The 18,876-nt window shown below is 36.5% G+C and carries 20 protein-coding genes; 19 read left to right on the top strand and 1 reads right to left on the bottom strand.

What is annotated here, in order from left to right; all coding sequences use genetic code 11:
* Nucleotides 1–17: 17 nt before the first annotated feature.
* The 4 genes from A6B44_RS04980 to A6B44_RS04965 are packed head-to-tail and all read left to right on the top strand — an operon-like array spanning nt 18 to nt 2,161.
* The gene (locus tag A6B44_RS04980) at nt 18–173 is read left to right on the top strand and encodes a hypothetical protein (RefSeq protein WP_176673473.1); all 156 of its coding nucleotides are present in this window, start codon (nt 18–20) and stop codon (nt 171–173) included.
* Nucleotides 174–182: 9 nt separating this feature from the next.
* Nucleotides 183–896 (top strand): phage minor tail protein L, encoded by a 714-nt coding sequence (locus A6B44_RS04975; RefSeq protein ID WP_090923281.1) that lies wholly within the window; start codon nt 183–185, stop codon nt 894–896.
* A gap of 3 nt (nt 897–899) precedes the next feature.
* Nucleotides 900–1,646 carry a C40 family peptidase gene (locus A6B44_RS04970; protein WP_090923282.1) on the top strand — a complete coding sequence of 249 codons (747 nt, stop codon included), beginning with the start codon at nt 900–902 and terminating at the stop codon, nt 1,644–1,646.
* The gene (locus tag A6B44_RS04965) at nt 1,589–2,161 is read left to right on the top strand and encodes a tail assembly protein (protein ID WP_090923283.1); all 573 of its coding nucleotides are present in this window, start codon (nt 1,589–1,591) and stop codon (nt 2,159–2,161) included. Before A6B44_RS04970 ends, A6B44_RS04965 begins: the two co-directional genes overlap by 58 nt.
* A gap of 183 nt (nt 2,162–2,344) precedes the next feature.
* On the opposite strand, the gene A6B44_RS04960 is transcribed toward A6B44_RS04965, so the two are convergent.
* Nucleotides 2,345–2,509 carry a hypothetical protein gene (locus tag A6B44_RS04960; protein WP_176673472.1) on the bottom strand — a complete coding sequence of 55 codons (165 nt, stop codon included), beginning with the start codon at nt 2,507–2,509 and terminating at the stop codon, nt 2,345–2,347.
* Nucleotides 2,510–2,677: 168 nt separating this feature from the next.
* Between A6B44_RS04960 and yecR the strand changes: the two genes are divergently transcribed.
* The 15 genes from yecR (at nt 2,678) to A6B44_RS04885 (ending at nt 18,844) form a co-directional block, all read left to right on the top strand.
* Entirely contained in the window at nt 2,678–2,989 is a 312-nt protein-coding gene (yecR, locus tag A6B44_RS04955) for a YecR family lipoprotein (RefSeq protein WP_090923284.1), read from the top strand.
* Nucleotides 2,990–3,062: 73 nt separating this feature from the next.
* Nucleotides 3,063–3,395 (top strand): hypothetical protein, encoded by a 333-nt coding sequence (locus tag A6B44_RS04950; RefSeq protein WP_090923285.1) that lies wholly within the window; start codon nt 3,063–3,065, stop codon nt 3,393–3,395.
* Complete coding sequence (locus A6B44_RS04945) at nt 3,392–4,888, top strand: SNIPE associated domain-containing protein (protein ID WP_090923297.1); 1,497 nt, start codon at nt 3,392–3,394, stop codon at nt 4,886–4,888. Before A6B44_RS04950 ends, A6B44_RS04945 begins: the two co-directional genes overlap by 4 nt.
* Nucleotides 4,889–5,238: 350 nt before the next feature.
* Nucleotides 5,239–5,505, top strand: a complete 267-nt coding sequence (locus A6B44_RS04940; RefSeq protein ID WP_306400516.1) for a phage antirepressor N-terminal domain-containing protein — start codon at nt 5,239–5,241, stop codon at nt 5,503–5,505.
* Entirely contained in the window at nt 5,483–5,959 is a 477-nt protein-coding gene (locus tag A6B44_RS04935) for a hypothetical protein (RefSeq protein WP_176673471.1), read from the top strand. The genes A6B44_RS04940 and A6B44_RS04935 overlap by 23 nt, the downstream gene beginning before the upstream one ends.
* Before the next feature lie 78 nt (nt 5,960–6,037).
* The gene (locus tag A6B44_RS04930; RefSeq protein ID WP_090923339.1) at nt 6,038–10,300 is read left to right on the top strand and encodes a TipJ family phage tail tip protein; all 4,263 of its coding nucleotides are present in this window, start codon (nt 6,038–6,040) and stop codon (nt 10,298–10,300) included.
* 35 nt (nt 10,301–10,335) lie between these two features.
* Nucleotides 10,336–10,671, top strand: a complete 336-nt coding sequence (locus A6B44_RS04925) for a hypothetical protein (RefSeq protein WP_143054839.1) — start codon at nt 10,336–10,338, stop codon at nt 10,669–10,671.
* Nucleotides 10,646–11,308 carry a DUF4376 domain-containing protein gene (locus A6B44_RS04920; protein WP_176673470.1) on the top strand — a complete coding sequence of 221 codons (663 nt, stop codon included), beginning with the start codon at nt 10,646–10,648 and terminating at the stop codon, nt 11,306–11,308. The genes A6B44_RS04925 and A6B44_RS04920 overlap by 26 nt, the downstream gene beginning before the upstream one ends.
* Before the next feature lie 14 nt (nt 11,309–11,322).
* Nucleotides 11,323–11,580: a hypothetical protein gene (locus tag A6B44_RS04915; protein WP_090923334.1), complete on the top strand. Its 258-nt coding sequence runs from the start codon at nt 11,323–11,325 to the stop codon at nt 11,578–11,580.
* Nucleotides 11,577–12,473 (top strand): hypothetical protein, encoded by an 897-nt coding sequence (locus A6B44_RS04910; RefSeq protein ID WP_090923333.1) that lies wholly within the window; start codon nt 11,577–11,579, stop codon nt 12,471–12,473. The genes A6B44_RS04915 and A6B44_RS04910 overlap by 4 nt, the downstream gene beginning before the upstream one ends.
* 9 nt (nt 12,474–12,482) lie before the next feature.
* The gene (locus A6B44_RS04905) at nt 12,483–12,935 is read left to right on the top strand and encodes a hypothetical protein (RefSeq protein ID WP_090923331.1); all 453 of its coding nucleotides are present in this window, start codon (nt 12,483–12,485) and stop codon (nt 12,933–12,935) included.
* A 1,107-nt stretch (nt 12,936–14,042) separates the two neighbouring features.
* The gene (locus A6B44_RS04900; RefSeq protein ID WP_090923323.1) at nt 14,043–14,588 is read left to right on the top strand and encodes a vWA domain-containing protein; all 546 of its coding nucleotides are present in this window, start codon (nt 14,043–14,045) and stop codon (nt 14,586–14,588) included.
* A 60-nt stretch (nt 14,589–14,648) separates the two neighbouring features.
* The gene (locus A6B44_RS04895; RefSeq protein ID WP_143054838.1) at nt 14,649–16,382 is read left to right on the top strand and encodes a hypothetical protein; all 1,734 of its coding nucleotides are present in this window, start codon (nt 14,649–14,651) and stop codon (nt 16,380–16,382) included.
* A 116-nt stretch (nt 16,383–16,498) separates the two neighbouring features.
* Nucleotides 16,499–17,632: a hypothetical protein gene (locus A6B44_RS04890; protein WP_090923318.1), complete on the top strand. Its 1,134-nt coding sequence runs from the start codon at nt 16,499–16,501 to the stop codon at nt 17,630–17,632.
* Between the two features lie 45 nt (nt 17,633–17,677).
* Entirely contained in the window at nt 17,678–18,844 is a 1,167-nt protein-coding gene (locus tag A6B44_RS04885) for a TMEM43 family protein (RefSeq protein WP_176673469.1), read from the top strand.
* The last annotated feature ends 32 nt before the right edge of the window (nt 18,845–18,876 follow it).

The raw sequence follows: 18,876 nt of genomic DNA, 5'->3' as shown, positions 1-18,876 counted from the left end.
ACGAAAGGAGATAAATTTTGATTAAGTATACACCAAAAAATCAAATAAGGGTAGGTGGAAAAATGAGTGAAAAAGGTGCAGATAGAGCAGGGATTATTTTAGCTATTGCAGGACTAATAACTGGATTGCTATTTGGTATTGCTGCGATAATTTATGCGTTAGGAACATATTAAGAGGTTAATATGCCACAGCTAATAAGTAATGAGTTTAAGTTGGAACTTGCTAAACTCGAGCAAGACACAATGATTGAATTGTGGGAAGTCGATTTACGCAATCTTACAGACCAAGACGGAATGAATGGCGAACTATATCGTTTCTACGCAGGTACAAATGAAGAATTAAAGCCGATTGTTTGGCAGGGTAAGAAATACCAGCCTTTCGGTGTAAAAGCAGACGGTTTTGAAACGTCAGGGACAGGCACATCAAACCGCCCTAATTTGACTATTGCGAATATTAATGGCTTTGTTACAGGATTAGTAAATCGCTTTGAGCAATGCTTAGGTGCTGTTGTTCGCCGTCATCTCGTTTATGCACAATATTTAGATGCTGAAAACTTTAGCGAGGGTAACGATAACGCAGACCCATCTCAAGAAGTGCTAAGCTATTTTGTTGTTGAACAACTCTCAGCATTAAAACGAGAAATAGCAACATTTGTATTAGCACTTCCGACAGAGACTGATAATGCAATTATTCCACTACGGACAGTAACAATAGCTTGTCATTGGGTTTATCGTTCATCTGAATGTGGATATACAGGTGGAGCTATTGCGGATGAAAAAGACCAACGAACATCAGACATTAAGAAAGATAAATGTAGCGGCTTAATCAGCGGTTGTAAGTTGAGAAATAACACAATGAATTACGGCGGATTTATCAGTGTTAATAAATTGAGGTAGTAAATGAATATATCAGAAAAATTAAAAGCAGAATTGATAAACTATGCTAAGCAAAAAGAACCGCAAGAAATGTGCGGTTTTATTGTTTCTGATGGCAATGAAAATCAATTTGTTGCTTGTGAAAATATTGCAATTGAACCTACAGTTTATTTTGAAATATCGCCTAATGATTATTTAAAAGCGAGTAACAAAGGCAAAATTGTAGCAGTAGTTCACTCACACCCTGACGGAGAGCCAACGCTCTCTATTGCGGATAGGCAAATGCAACATAATTCAGGCTTAGATTGGTGGTTAGTCTGTAATGATGATTTGCAAATTTTTCCTAAAATCCCACCGCTTATAGGTCGTTCATTCGAATATGGTTCAAGCGATTGCTATACCATTGCGAGAGATTTTTATAGATTGTCAGGTATAGACTTTCCTGATTTTGAACGAGCTGACAAATGGTGGAAAGACACCAATTTATATTTAGACAATATTGAAAAACAAGGGTTTGAGAAGCTAGAAGAGGGAGAGTCATTACAGATTGGTGATGTTATCCTTGTTCAAGTTGGAGCAGATGTGCCTAATCACGCAGGTATTTATATCGGTGAGCAAATGATTTTACACCACAGTCCCAAGCGTTTGTCAAAGCGAGATTTATACGATGGGTATTGGTTAAAGCATACACATAGCATTTGGAGATACAAAAAATGGTTGGAGTTAGATTTTACGGTAGCCTTACAAGATTTGGCGATAAATTCGAATTAGATGTACAAGACACTGCTGAAGCATTAAGAGCATTAACTTCGCAAATACAAGGGCTAAAGCAAGCCTTTCAACAAGGATTATTTAAAGTCAGAATTGGAAGTAAGTACATTGACTCTCGTTATTTAGAAAAAGGGTTGTTTCAGAAATTAAAAAAAGGTCAAACAGTACATTTTACACCAGTGTTGAAAGGAGCTAAGAAGCAAGGCTTATTCCAAACAATTGTTGGTGTGGTTATGATTGTTGTAGGAGTTATGACATCTTGGGCGGGTGGTTCGGCATTGGTTGCTTCAGGTATTGGTATGATGATTGGTGGTGTTGCTCAAATGCTAACCAAAACGCCAGAAATGAATACAGGAGATGAGGCTGAGAAGAAAAAATCTACCCACTTTTCTAATTTATCAAATATGACTGCGCAAGGTCGTCCTGTTCCGTTAGCTTATGGAAAAATCAGAACAGGATCGTTAGTTATTTCGCAAGGTGTTGAAACCTTTGATGAAGAAGTGGTTGTTGAATAAATATAAAGTTTATTTTATAAATACGCCTTGTTATAATTCATCACGTAAAAGCAGTAAAGATTAGTGACAGTAATCTTTTTTAATTCAATTAAAAAGGAGCATACTATGAAAAGATTTATTGAAGGTTGGGACGGTAACGACTAGAAAAGAAATAACCTAAGCCTGCATAATGCAGGTTTTTTATTACCCTAAAAATTCACTAAGCCACAGTATTAAAGTTTCTGTTTCTTCTTCATTAGCATTAATGATATTAAGTTCGTCATCAATCTTAGAGAGAATAGATGTAATGTTGTCGTTTATAAATCGGTCATTTTGGTTAATTAACCACTGTTTAAATTGTTGTTTCATAGTTTTTCCTCGTTTCGTGATTTTATGAAATGAGATTACTACAAAGTCACAAGTTAGAAAGTTGAATGATTGATTTTCTCGATCTAGATCGCAAAATCAGAATTTATTTTCCTATAAATATTTAATTTTTGATAAAATACCACCGTTTTTATTCACAACGGAGGTTTTATGAAAAAGTTATTAGTAGTTAGTTTGTTAAGTCTTGTTTTAACAGGGTGTGCGGTTCAAGAAAAGGAAATGTATGCTGTTGGTGGTAGCAAGTCAGATGGAATTGTTGAAATGGCTGTTACTAAGCAACCATTTGAACGTGTTCAAGTAAACAAAGAGAAAACGTTACAGACAGTTATTAGAAAATGTAAAGCGTGGGGATACTCTAATGCAGAGCCATTTGGTGGCTCTACGAGAGGTTGTAACTCTATGTGGGGTGGTGACTGTATGGAATACATAATGAAAGTTAAATACCAGTGTACAAATAATTAATTTTAGATTAAGCATTCTTCGGAGTGCTTTTTTATTGATCTAATTAACAAAATCTAATAATGGTAGATAAGCTATGTTAAAAACACTCATAAAAGTAAATCGAGCTTTAACTCGAATACAGCGAGAACAAGAGAGAGAAGCCAAAAGAAGAAATGCTCAGATAATTAGAGAACGTAAGCATTTAGAGAAAGAGAGAAAGAAAAGGCTAGCCGAAATAGAAAGAGACAGAAAGAATGCGGAAAGAATTTTAAATCAAAAAATAAAACGTCAGGAACAGCAAAGAAAAGCTAAAAATAAACGTAAGTATGAAAGGTTTTTAGCTAAAGGAAATAAATCACTGGAAAAAAGATGCTTACAAAGAGCAAAACTTAAGGAACAATTTTTTTGTGCAGGGAGTAATGTATGAGTAATGAAATGACAGCGTTGGTTGTATTCTTCGTTTTTGTAGCAATTTTATTTTCTTTTGGCTATTGGATTGGGTTTAGGAAAGCATTTAAAAAAGCAGGTGTATTAAAAGCTTTTGATGAAGAAAAGAAAAATAGAGAAGTGGAAATAGAAAAATTAGAGAATACAAAGAATAATTTGTTGAATGAAGAAGTTATTGCCTCAAATAAATTAAAAAGTGTAACGGCACAATTAGATAATATAAGTGAAAAATTTAAAGTAAAGAAAAAAATATTTGAAGAATTGAACGATGAAACAAGGCATCTTCAAGAAATGCAAAGATCATCAGCAGAGATAGAAGAGAAATATACAAAATTAGATGATAAGAAAGTGGTTCTTTTGGAGTTAGAACAGAATATTGAAGCATTACAGAGTGAAATGTCTTTATATTCGGATATGGATAAATTTGTTAGTTGTGGTATTTACCCTCTTCCTCAATATGGTGAGGTAAGTAGTGGAGCATATAACGAGAAATTAAAAGATATAAGAGCAAAACAGAAAGAAATGGTTAGAAAAAGCCAAGCGTATTCTTACCCTGATGATTTCTTAGACTTAACAGGAAATAGGGCTTATGATAAACGTCTTTTTAATAATCAAGGTAAATTACTTATCACAGCATTTAATACCCATTGTGAATATTTAATTAGTAAGATAAGCTCTAAAAATTACGAAGCTACTTTATCTAAAATAGAAAAACTAGCAGAAACATTAGAAAAACTCCTGATTGATTTAGAAGTTGGAATATCCTTGTCTTACGTTGAATTAAAAATGCAAGAATGTGAGGCTTATTATCAATATATTTGTCAGAAAGAAATAGAAGCTGAAGAGCAGAGAGAAATACGAGCTCAGATGAGAGAAGAGGCTGCTGCACAAAGGGAAATTGAAAGAGCTATTAAACAAGCTGAGAAAGAAGAAAGTTTAATTCAGGCTGCATTGGTTAAAGCTAGAGAAGAAATGTTGAATGCTACGGAAGAGCAAAAACAAAAATATGAAGAAAAATTAAAACTCCTTGAAAATCAATTAGCAGAGGCTGAAGAAAAAGGGAAAAGGGCATTATCAATGGCTCAGCAAACAAAACAAGGACATGTTTATATTATTAGTAATATAGGTAGTTTTGGTGAAGATATCTTTAAAATTGGTATGACTAGACGTTTAGAACCATTAGATCGAGTTAAAGAGTTAGGAGATGCTTCTGTCCCATTCCCATTTGATGTTCATGCAATGATTTTTAGTGATGACGCTCCAGCATTGGAGAAAGAATTACATAATAAATTTGAGCTTGCGTCTGTTAATAAAGTGAATGCAAGAAAAGAATTTTTTGAACTTAGCATTAAGGACATAAAAAAATATCTTGAAAATAAAGGTATTAAAACAAAATGGACAATGCTAGCAGAGGCAACGGAATATCGTCAAAGTTTGGCAATAGCGGAGCGTCGAGAAAAAAGAGCTGCTTAATCGTAGTTATTTAAGATTAAATAAAAACCCAGCTAAAATAAAGCTGGTTTTTCTTTACATATCAAAAATAAAATTATATTATTCTTATCAAGGTGTCGAAACCTTTCACAGAGCGGTAAGCCGCAACCGAAATCCTAAGCGGTTTTTTTGTATCTAGAATTTACTAAAAGTAGTGCCTTTAGAATTTATTTAGATACAAAAAGGTAAAAAATCAAAATCTATGCCGAGAGGGCGGAGAATATAATACTCGTAAGAGGAATAATCCCAGCCGAACTTTGTGCGGTTTTCGAACCTCTTGGCAACCCTATATTATTAGGGGTAATTTCGAAAATTACACAAAGGAGACAGTTATGTCTAATCAAATCTCAACCCAAACAATTACATTCAACAATCAATCTTTAATTACTTTTGAAAAAGACGGTACACAATACACTGCAATGAAACCTATTTGTGAAAATATCGGCTTAGCGTGGGAAGCACAATTAGCTAGAATTAAACGTGATACAGTACTTTCACAAGGTATGATCGTTATGATCACACCTTCAAATGGTGGTGATCAACAAATGATTTGCTTACCCATAAACTATTCGATATATGGTACAAGAAAACAAATGTGATGAAGATACATTACAATTAGTAGCTAAACTGTATCATTTCTGCAATCAAGCACAAGAAATGAGAGCTGAAGCCATTAATAAAGGAATGTATAATAAAATCAGTGATGAATTAGGCGGTCATTACTTACATAATTTTGGAATGCCATTAAAATGTGTAATGAAAAAAGCCAAATCCTATTTTGATAATGAAGTAAAGAAATTAGACCAAAATGAAACGGTTACAATAGACAGAGAAACGGCAAAAGTTATACTAAAATATATTGATATGTCTCAACAATTTGCTAAAAATATGGAGCAAACGCACCGAGATTTGTTTGAGGCACTAGGAATAACACGTCTTTCAGGTATTAGCAATAATATTGCTGCGACAGCTTATGACTTAAGCCACGAGTTCAATTTTTGGCTTGATGATTTTGCAGAGCAAGTTAGACCAAGATTGCTTTATGATTTTTAATTTGCAAAAACTTAATTAAATCATACCGCTTGTAGAAATACAGGCGGTTTTTTTATTTCCAAAATTCAGGAGTTTAAAATGGGAAAAGGTGGAGAAAGCGGACACACTCCTTACGAAGCTAAAGATAGCGGTCGTTCTAAACAAAATGTTAAGATTGTTGAGATTGTGTCAGAGGGTGAAATACAAGGACTACAAGATGGTTTTAAATCTGTTTATCTTGACAACACACCTGTTCAAGCTAGTGATGATAGCTATAATTTTAAAAATTTATTTGCAGAAAGCCGTCGTGGTACACAAGACCAAACGGCGATGACAGGTTTTAATACGAGTGAAAAAGAAATCGCAGTAAGTAAACAAGTTCGCAAGAAAACTCCTTTGACTCACACGATAACCGATAGCAATGTAACTCGCCTACGTTTAACATTAGGCGTTCAGTCATTGTTTCACCAAAACGATCAAGGTGATACTTATGGTTCAGAAGCTACTTTTAGAGTAACAATAGGTGATAATAGTCATATTATCACTATTAGCGGTAAATACAGTTCTCAATATTTAAGAAAATATATTTTTACAGATTTACCTGAAACCCCTTTTATCGTTCGAGTTGAGCGAATAAATGAAGATAGTACAAGTAGCCGACTACAAAACAACACAATTTGGGCGAGTTATACAGAAATCATTGATACAGATTTTAGCTATCCAAACACAGCATTGGCAGGCATTAAATTCGATTCTGATTATTTCTCATCTGTTCCAAGTCGTACTTATGATGTTTATGGTATTAAAGTTCGAGTACCAAGCAATTACAACCCTCATACTCGTCAATATGATGGAATTTGGGACGGTACTTTTAAAACAGAATGGACGAACAATCCTGCTTGGATACTTTATGATGTAGTAACAAGTAAACGTTACGGTTTGGGGCAACGCTTAGGAGATTTTGGAGTAGATAAATGGGCGTTATATCAGGCTGGGCAATATTGTGACCAGATTGTTCCAGATGGCTTCGGCGGTGAAGAGCCTCGTTTTGTATGTAATGCTTGGATAACAGATCAAAAATCTGCTTATAATTTAATTAATGATATTTGCTCAATTTTTAGAGCAATGCCTGTGTGGAATGGTCGAGAACTAACTATTGTGATGGATAGACCGACAGATCCTGTTTGGACTTATACCAATGCAAATGTTATTGATGGCGAATTTACTTACACATACTCAGCATTAAAATCTCGCCACAATGCTATTCACGTAGAATGGAGCGATCCAACAAATAATTATCAGAAAACAATTGAGTATGTTTCTGATGATGATTTAATCCGTAGAAATGGTTTAAATGTGAAGAAAGTCAAAGCCTTTGGTTGTACATCTCGTGGTCAAGCACACCGTACTGGCTTATGGATTTTACAAACTGAAAAACTAGAGACAAAAACAGTTACATTTAAAGTCGGTACAGAGGGCTTAATGCACATACCTGGCGACATTATCAAAGTTGCCGATGTGTCTTATGCAGGCACAGATATTGGCGGACGAGTTTCTGCGGTAAATGGTAAGGTAGTTACTTTAGATCGTGAAATTGAAATTACTGATAATAGTTATTTTAGCTATATTGATAACTCCGCACGCCCACGAGACATCAAGATTGAGAGTGTAAACGGTCATCAAATTACGTTAGAAAATGAGCCAACAGGCTTACAAGATTTAGGCGTATGGTCTTTGACTACACAGACGATTAAACCTCAACTTTTTAAAGCCTTGACTATTAGCGAAGAGGAGAAAGGCAAGTATTCAATTTTAGCCTTACAACACGAGCCGCAGAAAGAGAATATTGTTGATAATGGAGTTATATTTTCAGCTCAGGAAGATACTCTCCATAGAACGCCAACAGTTGATAATGTCGCAATCAATGTTAATCAAGGTAGTGCTACTGTTACCGCTGACACTTCAAACGGCAGTGGTACAGCTCAATATGATATTAGAATTTATAAAGATGGACAGCTTTATGATACTAAATTAGGTCAAAAATCTCCGACAGCTAAGTTAGATAATTTAGCTAATGGTGATTATAGTGTCACCATTGTAGCTAAAAATGACGATGGTCAAGTGTTAAACACGAAGACCAATGATTTTGTTATCGACAAGCCACCAAGACCAACAGCCGTAGAAATCACAAATGGTTTAAAAAACGTTGTTCTTGAGTGGCAATACGTTGATGACACAACAGAAACCGAGATTTTTGTATCAGAAACCGACGATATAAAAACCGCAGAAAAATTAGCAAAAGTGACCGCTCAAATGTACTCGCACGAAGTCGGAGCGAACAAAATCCGTTACTACTGGCTACGTCATACACGTGGAATTAACAACGGCGAGTTCTATAAAAATGCAGGTTTGAAAGCTCAGACATCTGTCGATATCGATGACGAAATTGACGTATTAAAAAGTGCGTTTAATTACGATAAGCTAATTAATGATGAGATAGAGCATAGAAAAGCTGGAGAAAAAATACTCAACAGCAAAATTACAACAGAAGCAACACAACGCCAACAAGCATTGCTTGTACAAGCTCAACAATTCGGCACTAAAATCACAGCTGTTGAAACTGCGACAAATGAGCAATCTCAACAACTTGCACGATTAACTGCAGTTAAAAATAATTTAGTTGCAGGGTTAGAGCAAGAAAGAGCCGCAAGAATTGCGGGCGATAACGCAGAAGCGCAAGCGAGACAGACTTTAGTTAGCCAAGTGAACACTAACAAAGCGGGTATTAGTACATTATCTCAAACTGTTGCGAATAATCAGCAATCAGCGGCAAGTCAGTTAACAACACTGACCGCTAAAGTTGATAATATTGAGGTCGGCGCAAGAAACTACTTTTTAAATTCCAAAGCCCCTTTGTCAGCGTATGGCTCGAGAATTAGATACAAGCGCAACTGGCTGTCTGAGACTATTAAAAGAGGCACTTCTGTTGTTGTTCAGATAAAAGCGAAGTGCGATAAAGACAATGTGGGATACAGTCAGTATTTTAACACTGATAACAGTTATCAAGCGTTTGATAAAAAGCTAAGTACAAAATGGCAAGTATTAACGTTAAAAAGAGTATTAACAGGCAACTTAACCCCCGACAACACGACATTTCATTTACAAGCTAGTGTTGCAGTGAACCCAGAAATTGAATGGATTAAAGTTAGTGTTGGGGATGTCGCAACTGATTGGACACCAGCCCCTGAAGACTTAAAAAATGAAGTTACAGCTGAAATATCTTCATTTAAAGAAACGCAGGCTACTCAAAACTCGGCTTTTACAAATCAGCTGACTACGTTAACTGCAAAAGTCGAGAATTTTAATCCCGATAATCTCGTTAGAACTAATCTAGATTTGACGAATCTGGATGAAAATACTTGGTATCCTGTGGTGAGCTCAAGACTTGGGTGTGTGGCAAAATATTTTTTTAGGGTTTCAAAAGAACTTGTTGCACAGTCACATCGGACGAGCTGGGGTAGCGATTATGGCTTCTCAATGCTCTGCCAATGGACGACCAACGGGTGTGGTTGGGGTGTAATAGATGTTCAAAGAAATATCGAGGAATTTACATTTAAAAGCGTAAAAGATAACAAATCGCCAATCTTAAAACTCAGTCAAATGGAAATATCAAGCCAAGAAGTTTTCTATCTAAGAGGTGGCGAAACTTATTGGATAGACACTGAAAAAAATGTAAGTGTTACACTACATCCTTCGGGCTATAGCAATAGAGATGACGCATACAAACAGACTGTAATGCCGATTTCTTATAGAAGTGAATGGGCGCCAGTGACTCTAGCTAAAAAAGTCTCTTCAACGTACACGCTTAAGACACAAGCAATTGCGGGAAATAGAAAAGCAATAGCTGGGATTACACTTGGTTCTAGTATAGATGGTCAAGCAGTCGAATCTTCAGTAAACGTACTCGCAAATAACTTTAATGTTGCTGCGAGTGAAAATGGAGAGTTGCAACCCTTATTTACAGTGCAAGAAGAAAAAGCGGTATTGGCTCCCGCGCTTATAGCAAAAGGCGGTATTACAACGTCGCATCTCGCAGCCAATGCTGTTTCGGCAGATAAAATATCTTCAGGAGCGATAACTGCTGATAAGTTAAGTGTAAGTAAATTGTCGGCGCTTAGTTCGAACTTAGGAGATATTACTGCGGGAAGTATTGATATAGGAAACGGTAAGTTCAAAGTAAATTCGTCTGGGCAAGTCAGCATTAAAGGCGCAGGCAAAGATGTTGGCTTGGTAATAGATTCAGAACGTATAACAGTTTATGACACTAACGGAAAGATACGGGTGCGTATGGGTAAATTATAAGGGGAGAAATAATGTTTTTTATTGAAGAAAACATAATGTTTCAAGAGGGGATTAAACATCTCACTCTTGGCTTACATACAGTAGGGAAGATTAAAGTTGATTATATTAATAATCTAATCGAAGTTCAGATTGCCTCATATCAAGATAGAAAAGCTTGGTATGAAGACAGAGCAGAGGTGCTTACTCCTCTAGACATTGAATATCAGATAGAGGATTTTGACGTCGATCCAAATCTTATTGCGTTGCGACAATTAGTTTTGAATCCCGAATCTATCTTTTATCGTAAAGAAATTCAGAAATGTCACGATATGTCCTATTTTTATATTCCAAATGAGGTATTTAATAATGAAAGTCTTTCTATTCAACAGTAAATTAATTTCTGCTATTTCTAAAAAGGAAGAAATCACGGAAGATACATTTTTAATCACGGAAGCGGAAGAAAAACTTATTAGAGAAACCCAACGCTTCGGTGGTTTTTTTTGGATTGCCGAAGACGGTAGTTTAGGTATTTCAGGAGTGCCACCAGCGCCAACTTCGGATTATCAATGGGATGATGGGACGAAAAGTTGGATTATCGATATTGAATCAAAAAATGCTCGTCTTAAAAAAGAGCGTAAAGAGGTCTGGGAAAAAATCAAGAAAAAGCGCTATCAAGCTTGTCAAGGTGGGGTTTATATAGAGTCTGTAGGAAAATGGTTTCATACTGATCTAGTTTCTGAAATCGGTTATCAGCAATTAATTAACAATCTTTCTTTAGGAATTTGGGTAGATGTAAAATGGAAAACAATGAGCGGTGATTTTGTTGATATGACAGAAGAACTACTCAAAGAAATTCACGCTAAGAAGTTCTCTGAATATCAGCTTAACTATTTTAATGCAGAAAGACATCACGCACAGTTAAAAACTTGTGAAAATCCGTTAGCATATGATTTTTCAAGCGGTTGGACTGAAGAGTATATTGATTCTGAGCAATATGTTAGCACTTATGCCAATGCAAGTCCCGCGTAATAAAAGGAGAGGCTATGTCTGAAAAATATGGAATTTCTACAATTCAGAGCAACAACCATAGCAGAGTGAGCGTTAAAAGAAATTTGTCTCTTGATAGCGTAATTGATGACTTAAATACGAATACACACGCTTTAGTATTTGATTGTGGTGTTGTTTACAGTGGTGATAGTAGTGCTAAAATTTTAGGCTTCAGAAATGGGACTTTTGAAGTCGTGGGTACGATCACTAACGCAAAAGAAGTATTACCGCATTGCATCGAGGTAACGCTATGATTGGCTTGTCTATTGATGATCACGTGTTCGATTCTAATGAGTTTTCATTAACATTATTATCCAAGTTTGATATTGCTATTAAAGATTTGGCTTTTGATACAAAACTCTCGGATGAAATGACGGTTGACGACGACGGAGGAATACCGTATGACAATAACCGATATTTTAATAATAAGTCGAAATGGATTAAGATTAGCAATACTAAATTAGATCTTAGTAATTTAATTGTACTAGTATCTAATATTCCACATATGTTTACCTGGAAAACAACTCCAGCGGAAGCTAATGAAAAAGTATTTTTAAATTTTCTTCCTATCAAATTTAGGCATTCAGGAAACAGTACTGAAATGTTTCTCTGCACATCTTATAATCTTGATAAGCACTGGAAAGTGGCAGAAGACTATCCTAACGGTCGATTGACTGATAAAGAACACCGCATACATTTCATTGTTGCTGGTAAACCCAAAAAGCACTTGATACCTGATTACGGTTTAATTCTAATCGATTCAAACAATGCTTTATCATACATTGATAGCAATAATATAAATCTAAATGCTTTGGATATAACATCCTTGAAATTTCATTCAGTAAAAAACTGGTGGGATAATGATTATACGGTGAAGCATAATAAGATCCAGATGCCGACGATAAAAGACAATAAAAGACTGTATGTTGTTTTAACACCAATTTATTTTGTTTATGCAAAGTCGATTGGAAATTGGTTTTATCCTTGGTTTGATTTAACTTATTACTCACTGATTCCATTTAACGATGAGTTAGTCCCCTATAAACATCACGCATCTAGCTTTAGCCAACAATTACATAGCGCAAGTTTTAGTGAAACATACACATTCTCATTGCTTGCACGAAACTTGCTCTATTGTTACCATTAAGGAGGTTTTATGAACAGTGTTTGTATCGCTTTTTATAAGCACAAAGTTAAAGTTAAAAATTTAAAAACATTAAAAATGAGAATAACGGATGAAGTAATAAGACTCTTTACGAGAAGCAAGTATTCGCATTGTGAACTTGTGATACCGTCAGATAGTAGAACGTTTCAATGCTACTCATCATCTCCTAGAGATGGAGGAGTGCGAACTAAAAAAATGGAATTACCAACACACAAGTGGGATTTAGTTGCCGTAGATGTTGATGTAGCAACGGTAGATAATTTTTTTAGGAAAACACGAGGTTTAAAGTATGATTTATGCGGAGCATTAGGTCAGATTTTTAGATTGGGAGACGCTAAGGATAGATATTTCTGTTCGGAGTGGTGTGCAGAAGTTCTTGGATTTAAAAATCCGGCTTGTTACAATCCACAGGATTTATTTATTGAAGTATGTCAGGGTAAATAGTCCGTGTTTGTCACGTGGTGAAGCTGGAAAGGTTGAAAGCTAATATAAATCAACGTGTTAGTTACACGCCAGACTAGGGTTCAACTCCCCCCAGCTTAACTAGTCTTTACAACACTAAAATGTTCCGAAACACTAACATAACATATTGAAATATCTTATATAAATATAAGAGTTTTTGTTATAATTTAGGAACGATATTCTCTCGCTAGCCTCTCTTTATTATTTATGAAATTAAAATTTGGTAGTACGGTTGGTAGTATGTATAAAGATACATAAATTAAATCGCCTTTATTTATGATGTATAAATGATTTTGTTAAGTGTTCGCTCAGGCACCATTTTGTATCTTTTATATTTAGTTACAGCCTTGATAATACTTATATTATCAAGGTTTTTTTATTTTTATAATTACGCAAAATAAAGTTGTTACGCTCGTAAGGTGTATTGTATTTGATGAACGATATTCAATTTAGAATAAAGAGGTAGGGAAAAAAGTACTTATACTTCGACAAGCTCAGTAACCGTACTTCGACAAGCTCAGTAACCGTACTTCGACAAGCTCAGTAACCGTACTTCGACAAGCTCAGTAACCGTACTTCGACAGGCTCAGTAACCGTACTTCGACAAACTCAGCAATCCTGCTTTAACAAACTTAGTAACCGTGTTTTATTTCAATTTAGTTGAGTATATATTTTTTAAATTCAATTTTTTCAAATAACCCCCTCTTTTTTAATGATTTATATTTAAAATTAAGGTTTTTCTTGCGTTTTTTCTGTGTTATTTTTATACTAACAGTAGATTAAATGATCTAATAAGGATTTTAGAGGAACCTATCAGTTCTATCTCCTAAGGAAAGGAAGTAATTAACAATGCGTTATTTCCTACATTTAGGGAGTTATAAAATTGTGTTTAGCTACAGTAAGTTTTATCACTATTCTTGAATTGCTCAATGGCAGATCAAAAACTAACGGCAATATTGTCGGTAGCCAGTTTCGAGCGGTCACATTCACTTCAAAATTTGCAAAAATTGTCATTATTTTTTTACTTTTCATCCCAACTATAGTGATGTTTTTGTTGAATAATTTCTTTAATTTTACGGGAGAAGTACTATGAAAAAGCTTTTTTTATCATTATTACTCTTTACCGCAGGTGTTGCACAAGCTGCTGATCAAGCAATGATCGTATTCGATGCTTCGGGCAGTATGTGGGGACGTGTGGACGGTAGAGAAAAAATTGCGATTGCAAAGGATGCACTCAAGCAAGTGGTTGGACAATGGAATCCAAAAACACAGTTAGGGCTAATGGCGTATGGTCATCGACAAAAAGGGAATTGTAACGATATTGAGGTGTTAGTACCTATTAGTGGTTTTAATAAACAAGCGTTATTAAAGCAAGTAAAAAGTATTCAACCAAAGGGTAAAACACCGATTAGCCGTTCATTACGTCAAGCAGCGAATACATTGCGTTATACGGAAGACAAGGCTACGGTTATCTTAATTAGTGATGGTAAGGAAACTTGTGATCTTGATCCTTGTGCTACCGCTAAACAATTAAAAAAACAAGGCATTGATTTTGTGACTCACGTAATTGGTTTTAATGTTGATAAAGCTACTGATGCTCAGCTTTCTTGTGTCGCTAGAGCAACGGGAGGGTAATATTTTTCTGCTAAAAATGCTCAAGCACTTAATAATGCAATGAGAACTGTGGTGCATACGGTGCAAAAAGTTGAGCCTAAGCCGCAACCTAAGCCAAAACCTGCCTCTAAATACAATCTGCGAATTAAAGCCTTTGAGACTGAGGGTGGTAAACAAGTTGCAGCTTATCACTATATTTATTGTCCAATAGACGAAGATAACAGTAAACGTATTACTAGTTGTAATTCCTACGTTGATAGCGCTTGTAAAGAGCGCATTCCTGTTGGCAAGTATTTTTTAATCTCTGAGTACGTCGACTTTAAACTTAAAACGCCGTTTACTATTACTGCAGGTAAAACCACAGAGCTGGCAATTAACTTTGAACCTATTCATATTAGTGCCGTGGGTATGAATGCTTGCACACCTGTGACCTTTTCAGTTATTGATGCTGAGGGCGCAACGATTGCGACAAAAAGAGCAGCTGCCAACGTGGGGGTAGATTTCCTCTTATCCGCTGGCAAATACCGCATCGAAGCCGATAACAGTAGTAGTACCAAAACCATAGAAATTGATACAGCAAGCACTGATAAAGCACTGCAAATTGATTTCGGTGGCAAAGCTGGTGTGCAAACCATTGAGGGACAATGGGAAACAAGCCAAAATGGGGCAATAGTGCACCTCGATGGTTCTAGCGTCCAAGGCACCTATGCCGAAGATAATGGTCGTATATTCGGTGATTATGATGAAACAACCAAAACTTTTACAGGCTACTGGGTTGAGGATGGTTCTGACTACAAATGTGATAGTGAAAAAGACGGTTCATATCACTGGGGGCGTACTGTCTGGCGTTTTGATAACAAACTATGTACTTTCAAAGGTGCGTGGGGATACTGTGGTAAAAAACCGAATCACAATTGGACGGGTTCTTACCTCAAACCATTGACACAATCCATAATTGATAAACAGTCTTTGATTGATGCAGATAAGGAAGCGAGTCAGGCTGTATTACCTCAAACGGATACAACAGGAGCTCAAATGTCAGAGAGTACTGGTGTAAATACCACTCGTGCTTCAGCCAGCGCAACAGGCACTTCGGAGCAAGATGAGGCGGCACAAGCTTTTGCGATGATGGGGGCGTTAGCCAAAGCGATGGGCGATGCAGAGAAAGGCATAGAGCAAACGGCTCAGCAATTGGCACCACAGGGCGAGCAGCAACAGAGCAATATGGGAGTAGAAAATACCCAATCCTCCGGGAAGGATAAAACCGATGAACAAGCTAAAGCGGTTATGGGCTTAGTGCAAGCGTTTGCTGGTGCAGAAGAGGTTCAAGAATTGCAACAAGGTTTGCAAATGCTTACTGGCTTGAACGATAATTTATCGGGTGGTGTGTTAAATATTTATAAACAAGCCGTTACTACGGGATTACCGTTTATGGAAGCTGCCGAAAGTTGTTATCAAGGTAGTGAGACTTTGGCACAAGCTCAAGCTTGCGATCACCTTGCTAAACAAGCGGCAGATGCTGTGGCTAAGAAAATGGAAAATACAGTGGGTATCAAACCTGATGTAACCTCTCCTAAAAAACATACTCAATGGAATGCAACCATTAAACAAGAGACAGTTAAGCAGTTACAAGCAGATATTCAAGAGGCCAAAGTCTCTCTTATCTGTATTGATAAAGGTGTGACTGTGCTAGAAATGGATAAGTGCGTCAAAGCGGGTGGCAAAGTGGAGAAAAAACAAGCGGCTCAACCCACGAGTAAAGAAGAAAAAGCGGTTAAGCAAATAGGAAATTTGTTAAAGCTATTAGGAGATTAAGTTGCGAATATTCCCTCTCTTAAGAAGAGAGGGAATAATTGTTTGACAGATTTTGTTTTGTAAAGCTGTATTGAATGGCTATCATATTTTGTAGAACAATATGGGAGTAAATACAAATGAGAAAACAATTAGTTAGTATCTTATTGGTTTTGGCCAATATTGGGCTACTTCAAGCAAAAGAGTTTAGTGGCGGTGGAATGGAGCCATTTTGGGATGTGATCTTAAAACATCAGAATGATGAGCTGTATCAAGCTGTACTTTCTTATCCTAATGAAACGGGGATAACGGAAGTTAGAGGTATCGTTGAACGATATGATCATAAAGATTACTCCACTTATAACGGACAAGGAAGTGATGGTAAGCCATTGTCGATTATGCTGATTGAAAAGCCTTGTGTTACAGAGGGTAAAGGTGACACGCTTTCTCATTTGGTTATTGTTAATCAACGCTTTGATGGTTGCGGTGGTGATGTGCTGATTGATAGCGATGAAGGAGAAAATGACGATACTGAAAATGAAAATTGGCAGCGTTCACAAGGTGATTTTCAAAAAGCCAAAAAACTGAATACACGTGGTTTTAGATTATATAAACAAAGGAAATATTACCAAGCTTTACCGTTGTTCTTACAGGCGACAAAAGCTGATCGTCATTATGCACTAGGCTATTATAACTTTGCTTGTACGGCATCAATTGTTGCTCCTACTTTGGATTGTAGTCAAGATGAGAGTATTACCAGTGCTGTTTCTTTATACGATGTTATTCAAGCGTTGAAAAAAGCGGTTTCTCTTGATCCAGTACGTCGAGAGCGGAGCAAAACAGATCCTGATTTAGCATTGGTTCGTAAGAGCGCACAGTATTATCGTGAAGTGCTTGGCTATTCGCCTAATAATAATGCAGAATTTACAAAAATTTTAAGACGTTCTGTTTGGCGACAAGGAGATGATGATTATCCTAAAGATGGTAAGCCTGCACGTTTGTTTTTCAGAGCCAATAATGTTGTAGAAATGAGAAGATATAGGGGCAAAGATGAGTATTCGGGATCGCCAGATAGAATTATCTCTATCACTGGTCATTATCGAGTTCACAATGGTGCTGTCACCATCACTCTTAATGATAAAAGTACGACTGGAAGATTGACGAGTGATAGTGATTTATATTTTCCTGATGCTTTTAGACAAAATGTGCTTCCGAGTCAAATATTTGGTTATTTATTTCCCATTCATTGTCCGACTTCAGGGCGAGAGTGGTGATAATCTATTTGTAACAGAACTATAAATTGATTAATGAGGGATACTATGGCATACACAGAAACAACTCACACTTCTTGGGGAAAACGCTTAGGATCTTCGTTGATGGGGGTCATATTTGGTCTTGCTCTTTTTGTGGCAGGTACGGGGTTGTTGTATTGGAATGAGGGCAATTTTATTAAAACACGTGCCCTTATCGATCAAACGGCTTCGGCATTGGTGCATATTGAGAATGTAGATAAATTAGATAGTCGGTTAGAAGGAAAACTGATTCACGCCACTGCAATGGCAGAAACTCAGAGCCAATTGCAAGATACGCAATTTGGCGTGAATGTAAAGGCGATTTCTCTTACTCGTTATGTAGAATACTATCAATGGGTCGAACATACGGAGAAAAAAGAGCGAGATAAATTGGGCGGTGGTAAGGAAACGGTGACGATTTATACTTATGATAAGCAGTGGGTTGGTGATCCTGTTGATTCTGAAAGTTTTAAAGATCCAGATTATCGTGGATTAAATAGTCGTCTTGCAATGCAAGTTTCAGATCATACTTATTATGCTGATTCAGTGACTTTTGGTGCTTATCGATTACCTACATTTTTGGTAAATAAAATGTCTAATGATACCGCTATAGATATGCAGCAATTCAATAAAGCAGGGATGAAAGTCGTTGATAATCAAGTTTATATTGGTAATGCTGAGCTCCCTGATGTGGGAGATGTGCGAGTAAGGTTTACAGCGGTGTTTCCAAGCAAGGTATCGATTATCGCACAGGTAAATCAAGGCAGTTTTGTTCCTTTTATTTCACCAACGAATCAACAAGAATTTAGTGCTTTGGCGATGGGTGTTCGTAGTGCGGATTCAATGATTGCGGATGCCCATAGTGATAATAAATTTTGGTTATGGGGCTGTCGTATTGGTGGTATTATTGCTTGTATTGTTGCGTGGATGTTGTTGTTTGCACCATTATCTGCTTTGGCAAAGGTGATACCGCCATTAGGCAGTTTGGTAGGCTTTTTATCTGCAGGTATTGCGAGTATTATAGGTTTATTATGGGGCGTTGTTGTTATTGCAATGAGTTGGTTACGTTTTCGTCCAATGATTAGTGGTATAATGTTGGCAGTTGCAGCAATTGTTGTGATTTGGGTTTTGTATCGCAAAAAACAAAAACTGAAAATTGTTACACCTCCGCCTCCACCACCACCGATTCAATAGAATAGGGTGAATTTAAAACAAAAATTTAGGTG

Source organism: Pasteurella skyensis (genome assembly GCF_013377295.1).
Taxonomy (GTDB): domain Bacteria; phylum Pseudomonadota; class Gammaproteobacteria; order Enterobacterales; family Pasteurellaceae; genus Phocoenobacter; species Phocoenobacter skyensis.
This window is presented reverse-complemented; position numbering and strand designations above follow the sequence as displayed.

Bases quoted from the DNA above. Each gene is read 5' to 3' on its own strand.
- A6B44_RS04900 (WP_090923323.1), top strand. From the start codon at position 14,043: ATGAAAAAGCTTTTTTTATCATTATTACTCTTTACCGCAGGTGTTGCA.
- A6B44_RS04920 (WP_176673470.1), top strand. From the start codon at position 10,646: ATGAAAGTCTTTCTATTCAACAGTAAATTAATTTCTGCTATTTCTAAA.
- A6B44_RS04940 (WP_306400516.1), top strand. From the start codon at position 5,239: ATGTCTAATCAAATCTCAACCCAAACAATTACATTCAACAATCAATCT.
- A6B44_RS04960 (WP_176673472.1), bottom strand. From the start codon at position 2,509: ATGAAACAACAATTTAAACAGTGGTTAATTAACCAAAATGACCGATTT.
- A6B44_RS04965 (WP_090923283.1), top strand. From the start codon at position 1,589: ATGGTTGGAGTTAGATTTTACGGTAGCCTTACAAGATTTGGCGATAAA.
- A6B44_RS04910 (WP_090923333.1), top strand. From the start codon at position 11,577: ATGATTGGCTTGTCTATTGATGATCACGTGTTCGATTCTAATGAGTTT.
- A6B44_RS04915 (WP_090923334.1), top strand. From the start codon at position 11,323: ATGTCTGAAAAATATGGAATTTCTACAATTCAGAGCAACAACCATAGC.
- A6B44_RS04950 (WP_090923285.1), top strand. From the start codon at position 3,063: ATGTTAAAAACACTCATAAAAGTAAATCGAGCTTTAACTCGAATACAG.
- yecR (WP_090923284.1), top strand. From the start codon at position 2,678: ATGAAAAAGTTATTAGTAGTTAGTTTGTTAAGTCTTGTTTTAACAGGG.
- A6B44_RS04945 (WP_090923297.1), top strand. From the start codon at position 3,392: ATGAGTAATGAAATGACAGCGTTGGTTGTATTCTTCGTTTTTGTAGCA.
- A6B44_RS04885 (WP_176673469.1), top strand. From the start codon at position 17,678: ATGGCATACACAGAAACAACTCACACTTCTTGGGGAAAACGCTTAGGA.
- A6B44_RS04935 (WP_176673471.1), top strand. From the start codon at position 5,483: ATGGTACAAGAAAACAAATGTGATGAAGATACATTACAATTAGTAGCT.
- A6B44_RS04970 (WP_090923282.1), top strand. From the start codon at position 900: ATGAATATATCAGAAAAATTAAAAGCAGAATTGATAAACTATGCTAAG.
- A6B44_RS04925 (WP_143054839.1), top strand. From the start codon at position 10,336: ATGTTTCAAGAGGGGATTAAACATCTCACTCTTGGCTTACATACAGTA.
- A6B44_RS04975 (WP_090923281.1), top strand. From the start codon at position 183: ATGCCACAGCTAATAAGTAATGAGTTTAAGTTGGAACTTGCTAAACTC.
- A6B44_RS04930 (WP_090923339.1), top strand. From the start codon at position 6,038: ATGGGAAAAGGTGGAGAAAGCGGACACACTCCTTACGAAGCTAAAGAT.
- A6B44_RS04890 (WP_090923318.1), top strand. From the start codon at position 16,499: ATGAGAAAACAATTAGTTAGTATCTTATTGGTTTTGGCCAATATTGGG.
- A6B44_RS04905 (WP_090923331.1), top strand. From the start codon at position 12,483: ATGAACAGTGTTTGTATCGCTTTTTATAAGCACAAAGTTAAAGTTAAA.